Genomic DNA, 6000 nt, shown 5'->3' on the forward strand with positions numbered 1-6000 from the left:
TTCTATGTTATAATATTGATAACCATTCTCTGCATATCACACCATACAAAGGGAGAGACCGACCCATGAACAAGATGATCGGATACTGCGGATTAAACTGCGAAACGTGCGATGCCTATCTGGCAACAATCCATAATGATCAGGCGCTGCGTGAAAGAACAGCAAAAGCATGGGCTGCACTCAATCAGGCGCCCATTCTGCCGGAACATATTAACTGTGAGGGATGCCGTACAAACGGAGTGAAAACCGTATTTTGCGAACATCTTTGCCATATCCGGCAGTGTGCACTGCAAAAAGGCGTTTCCTCTTGCGGTATCTGCGAAAACATGGCGGAATGTCCCACACTTCAGCAAATCCTTTCCCACAATCCGGATGCACGGAAAAACCTTACATAAAATGCACAGTCACCCCATCAGGCTGTGCGTGATATACACACAGCAGCTGAAAAAAAGGATCAGTGCCAACAGCGCTGCATAGATCAAAGCGATCTGCGCGCGTGTAAATGTTTTTTCTCCGGAGCCATAGCAGTTCCTTCTGCTGATCGCAGCCGTCAAACGCTGGGCTTTTCCCCAAAGCGGCGTTCATATTCCTCCGTAAGCTCAACACGGAACTTCGGATGCGCGATTGCGATCAGGCGCTTGGCACGCTCACGCAGGGTCTGTCCACGCAGCTGCGCTACACCGTACTCGGTCACGATATAATTCACATCACAACGGCTGGTTGTAACCGGTGCGCCTGTAGTTAGTAGAGGAACAATTTTAGATATGGATTCATCTTTTGTAGTAGAATGCAACGCGATGATCGGCTCACCCACCGCGTGGCCAAACACCACGCGGTCGCCGTCGTGGATCAGGCTGACGGCCTGCTCCGGCGTCATCGTATGCTCTTTATAGTAGCTTCTCCAATCCATTTGCTCTCCCCCCGCTCAATAGGCTGCGCGGTAGATCGCAAGCAGATCCTCTTCGGTCAGCACCGCGTAATTATTGCCCAGCAGACGCTGTTGGGTCTGCATCACGCTGTGCGCAAAGTCCGGCAGTTCCTCCGCGGTCACGCCATGCGCGTGCAGCGGCCCCCTTTCCAGTACCGCATCCATCAGAGTATACAGCTGTTCCAGTGCGAATACCGGCTCTACATCCAGTTCCTTCGCCAGCAGTTCTTCCAGACGGTTGATTTTGCCGATCGGCTTTTTTTCCTGATACTTACGCATCACATCCGCAAACATGAGCTGATTGGCCTGCCCGTGCGGGATATGATGCACGCCGCCGAGCGGATACGCCATCGCGTGCACCGCCGCGCACCCTGCATGGCCAAACGCGATGCCCGCAAAATTGGATGCGCGCAGGAATTCCGGCGCATGCTGCTTCCAGCCGTCCTTGCTGCCGGACGCAACCGCATCCTTCCAGCCGCGCAGGATGAGCTGCAGCGCCTTTTCCGAAAACATCTCGCTCAGCGCACAGGCGTTCGGGCTGAGATAGCTTTCCACCGCATGCACCATTGCATCGATCGAGCTGGTCGCAAATACCGGATACGGCAGGCTGTCCAGCATAGCAGGCACAAGCGCCGCTTCATCCGCAAACATCGCAGGGGACACCAAACCGACCTTGATGCCCTTGGTTGTACGGTTGATAATCGAGATGTTCGTTACCTCGCTGCCCGTGCCACAGGTTGTGGGCACAATAATCAGCGGATGCTCCTTTTCCAGCGATGCCATTCGGTCATACAGGTCATCCACCTTATCGGACGGCTGCGCCACCGACAAAACCTTGGCGATATCGATCACCGTACCGCCGCCCACCGCAACAATACGGTCATAATCCTTATCCCGCAGATCGTTCAGAATCGCGTCCACCATCACATCGGTAGGCTCTCCCGCGCCGTACTTCTCCTGAAAGCAAGTATGGCAGCCCAGCTTCAGCGACGCGATCGTGGGATTGTAAATATATTCATTGGTCAGGATCAGATCGGCCGGGCCGAACTTCAGCGCCTTCGCCAGCGTTCCGAAATCCGCATATTCTGCAATGGACGGAATCAGCTGAAAAGCTTTCATGGTTTTGCCTCCTTAAATTTCCGGAAAAAATTTTGCATCCGCATGAGTCACCCACTCGTACTCCGGTACGACCGTGGTAACGATATTCTTGTCGTCCTGCAGCCGGATGCACCACAGATAATACTCCGCATAGCCCGGCGCCGCCGCCTGCGAGTGTGTCACATTGCAGGGCATGCCGGTCAAATCGTTGTGCCTGACCTTATAGGCATCATCACCATACTCGGCCAGACCATAACCATTTTCCGGCAGGAACTTATAATAATACAGCTCCGGCTCCACATGCTGATGCGGCGGATAGGAGGACCACTTGCCCGGGAAATGCACCACTTCGCCAATGAAAAAGTTGGTCTCGGGGCAGTTGGAGCGGTCAAAGAAGGTGCGTACCATGCGGGTGGAACACTCGTTCATCTGACCTGCGCCGCGTTCCTCATTCGCGCACAGGCAGTCCTCGGGGCGCATGAGCTTTGCTGCAAAGGGTCTCTTGTTCTCCGTGCGCGCCACTGCAACCTCAGTCTCGGTTTCTGCTGTAATGGTCACCTTGGTGTTCTGCGGCACGTGCAGCAGGATCGCGCCCTCATGAAAGCAGTCACGGCGCTCTACTGTTTCACTGCTGCCATTCCATGCAAAAGTCACCTTGCCGGACAGCAGGTCATAAACGACCTCCTGTGCATAATCAAAGTGCATCACATCGCCTGCCGCCATTTTAACAACACCGAACTCCATGCCCATCATTTCCGGATGCTCAACAGCAGAGACCATTTTATTATAGCCCGGTGCAAACGGGCCATTGCTTGTATATTTCATCGTTTTTCGCTCCTTTTTTCCGTTTTTTGCAGCAAAAAGCCGCCCGCTCTGTACGGGCGGCTGTGCCTGATCCATCTATTTGTTCAGTACGGATACGATTTCGTCTTTCCCATTCCTCCGCTGCCCGCCCATCGGCAGCGCAGCCCCCTGTGCCGCGCTGCGTCCGGTACGGTGTGAGAGAAAATATCAGAGAATGCAATGAGCGTAATAAGAGATGCGGAAGAAGAAGAAAAGGGAATAACAAATTTTCTCAGTACATTCTCGCTTCTGCCAGATGATCGTCGATGCGTTTGCGGGCTTCCTTGACCTCCTCAGACCGGGAAGTGGACGCTACGCCGATATGCCACCAGCTCTCATAGCCTTCTGCCATGGTCTTGGGCAATACCTTCGCATCGATGATGCAGGAGCAGGTTTCCTTCTTGGCATCCTGCACGGCCTTGCGGAATTCTTCCGGCGTTTTGGCATAGAACGCCTTCATGCCGTAGCCTTCGCCTACCTTGCCGAAATCAGTATAGCAGTAGGTGCCGTCCAGCTTGCCGGTCTGCTCATTGCGGTGGCGCATCTCCGTTGCCAGCGAGCCAACGCCATTGCCCATCTGCAGGTTGTTGATGCAGCCGAAGGCCGCATTGTCAAACACCACAACCGTGATCTTTGCGTTCTCCTGAATTGCCGTCGGGATCTCAGAGTTAAGCATCATAAAGGAACCGTCGCCGACCAGCGCATAAACCTCCTTATCCGGCGCTGCCAGCTTGGAGCCGAGCGCGCCTGCAATTTCATAACCCATGCAGGAAGCGCCGTATTCCATATTGTAAGAATCCTTTGCATCCGTTACCCACAAGCGCTCGAGGTCGGCCGGCAGCGAACCTGCCGCCGCTACGACGATCGCATCGTCATCGATCTCCTCACGCAGAATGCCGACCGCATTGGACTCAGTAATCGTGCCGCCGATATCCTTAATGTAATCATTCATGATCTTTTCGGTCCAGCTGGGTACGCAGGGCACAAACTTTCCTTCACCAAAGCCTTCGCCATGATACTGCACGCCCAGCACATGCAAGCGCTCCTCTTCCCATACCTTGCGGATGTTCTCGATCTCATCGGTATAAGCCGTCTTATAGCCGTCCTCCTTGAGCTTTGCCATGATCGCTTCAAGTGTGACCTTTGCATCACCGACACAGCGGGTCGCATCCAGCTTCTCTGCATGGAATTCAGAGGTATTGATGGTCAGCACCTTGATATCCGGATTGCGGAACAGAACCCACTTGGAGCCGGTAACAAAGTCGTTAAACCGGGTGCCGACGCCGATCACGAGATCACAGTCCTTGCACAGTGCATTGGCCGCCAAACCGCCGGTAACGCCGATGCCGCCAACCGACAGCTCGAACGAATCCGGCAGCGCGGAGTGGCCTGCCTGCGTCTGGGATACCGGGATATTGAATGCCTTGCAGAACTCCATCACGGTTTCGCCCGCCTCGGAGTAGCGCACGCCGCCGCCCGAAATGAACATCGGCTTCTTGGATGCCTTGATCATCTCCACAGCCTGCTCCAGCTCATAATCATCCGCTACGCGGCGGGCGATATGATGGATGCGCTTCTGAAAGAAATAATCCGGATATTCGAAGCTCTCGCCCTGCACATCCTGCGGCAGAGAAATAACCGCAGTGCCGCAGTTTGCGGTATCGGTCAGCACGCGCATCGCGTTGACCATCGCGCTCATCACCTGCTCGGGACGCGAAATGCGATCCCAGTACTTCGCCACCGGCTTAAAGCAGTCCGATGCCGTCATGGACAGATCGTTCGGCACCTCAAGCTGCTGGAGCACCGGGTCGGGCTGGCGGGTTGCAAACGAGTCCGACGGGAACAGCAGCAGCGGGACGTTATTGATCGTTGCGGTCAGCGCTGCGGTGACCATATTTGCCGCACCCACACCGATCGAGGACGAGCACGCGATGATCTTACGGCGGTTATGCTGCTTGGCATAGCTGATCGCGGCATGTGCCATGCCCTGCTCGTTGCGGCCCTGATAAACGCGCAAATGGCCGGGATCTTCCTCAAGCGCCTGACCAAGGCCTACCACCATGCCATGGCCGAAGATGGTAAACACGCCATCCACAAACGGCTCTACCTTGCCGTCCATCTCAATATACTGCTGGTTCAGGAACTTGACGATCGCTTGGCCTACTGTCATTTTGGTTTTACCCATGTTTCTTCCTCCTCAAAACTTGTCTTCCGGCCGCTGCCCGCGGCTCTTGTTTTTGATGGTTTTAGTTTAACATCCACCATCCGCTATTTCTTCTAACATCTTGGTCTGTTCATATTATCGTTGTTTTCAAGGTCATGCACCGAAAAATCCGGTCTTTTTTTCTTTTCTCTGAACTTTTCATTGAGGACTTCATCTGTTTGTGCTGTGCGCGTCCTTCCGCAAAAGCCGTGCTGCCGGCAGTCTTTTTTGAATATCTCGTTTTTTCGCGCTGCAGCGTCCCCATCATCGCTCCCATATGCATCTTTTTCCATCACAAAGCTGGTATAATTGCTCTATATCAGCAAAAATTCTAACTCCACTTTTACAGGAATCGGTTTTCTCCACCGGCACCCTTTTTTTCGTTTTCTTGCGCTGTTTTACCGGATATTCACCGGTTTCCGGACTGTCAATTACAACTCCTTGTCATCTTTAAAAAACGCATAAAGAAAAAAGATAATTCGTCGGAAAGCTGCTATGATATATGCAGCATTCAAAGGGCAACAGTGTCTTTACCATATCTACCATGTCCCTCATTCCATATGCCAGACGAACTGTCCCATCATTACCATCAAAAACACCCAATTCCTTTTTCTTCTCCTATACACAACGCTGAAATATCCTGTTTCAGGGCTGTATGCCTGTTCCGTTCCAGCAAAATCCGAACAAAAAATAAAAAGTCAGGCACCTTGATCCGCCCCTGTCAAGGTAGACCGGAGAAATAAATAAAATATAGTGCGGTTATGCTCGCCGTTTCCTTTTTCGGGAACGGTGAGCTTGTTTATGCAGCGAACTTTTCTTTGTATTTTTGAATACGCTTATTTTCAGGAATGGGATACAGTGCAGGAGTATCGGAGTTTAATGCCTCCGTGCGGACTTCCATCGGAGTGCGGGTTTCAAAGCGCTCCTG

At 53.0% G+C, this 6000-nt stretch carries 5 protein-coding genes and 1 pseudogene; 1 reads left to right on the top strand and 5 read right to left on the bottom strand.

Translation table 11 applies throughout. The annotated features are described in order from the left end of the window. Positions 1-65 precede the first annotated feature (65 nt). Positions 66-395, top strand: a complete 330-nt coding sequence (locus tag T363_RS0106995) for a DUF3795 domain-containing protein (protein WP_031474557.1) — start codon at positions 66-68, stop codon at positions 393-395. Between the two features lie 155 nt (positions 396-550). Here the strand turns inward: T363_RS0106995 and T363_RS0107005 are convergent. The 5 genes and pseudogenes from T363_RS0107005 to T363_RS0107025 all read right to left on the bottom strand — a co-directional run. Then, positions 551-811 (bottom strand): annotated as a pseudogene (locus T363_RS0107005) (acetyl-CoA hydrolase/transferase C-terminal domain-containing protein); the annotation flags it as partial. Positions 812-925: 114 nt separating this feature from the next. Next, on the bottom strand, positions 926-2047 hold the full coding sequence (locus T363_RS0107010; protein WP_031474561.1) for a 4-hydroxybutyrate dehydrogenase: 1122 nt from the start codon (positions 2045-2047) through the stop codon (positions 926-928). 12 nt (positions 2048-2059) lie between these two features. Beyond that, positions 2060-2851: a 5-deoxy-glucuronate isomerase gene (locus T363_RS0107015; RefSeq protein ID WP_031474563.1), complete on the bottom strand. Its 792-nt coding sequence runs from the start codon at positions 2849-2851 to the stop codon at positions 2060-2062. Between the two features lie 250 nt (positions 2852-3101). After that, positions 3102-5054, bottom strand: coding sequence for a 3D-(3,5/4)-trihydroxycyclohexane-1,2-dione acylhydrolase (decyclizing) (gene iolD, locus T363_RS0107020; protein WP_031474565.1), 1953 nt, complete (start codon positions 5052-5054; stop codon positions 3102-3104). Positions 5055-5163: 109 nt separating this feature from the next. Further along, complete coding sequence (locus T363_RS0107025) at positions 5164-5349, bottom strand: hypothetical protein (protein WP_031474567.1); 186 nt, start codon at positions 5347-5349, stop codon at positions 5164-5166. Positions 5350-6000: the final 651 nt, after the last annotated feature.

This window comes from Agathobaculum desmolans ATCC 43058 (genome assembly GCF_000701665.1).
GTDB lineage: Bacteria > Bacillota > Clostridia > Oscillospirales > Butyricicoccaceae > Agathobaculum > Agathobaculum desmolans.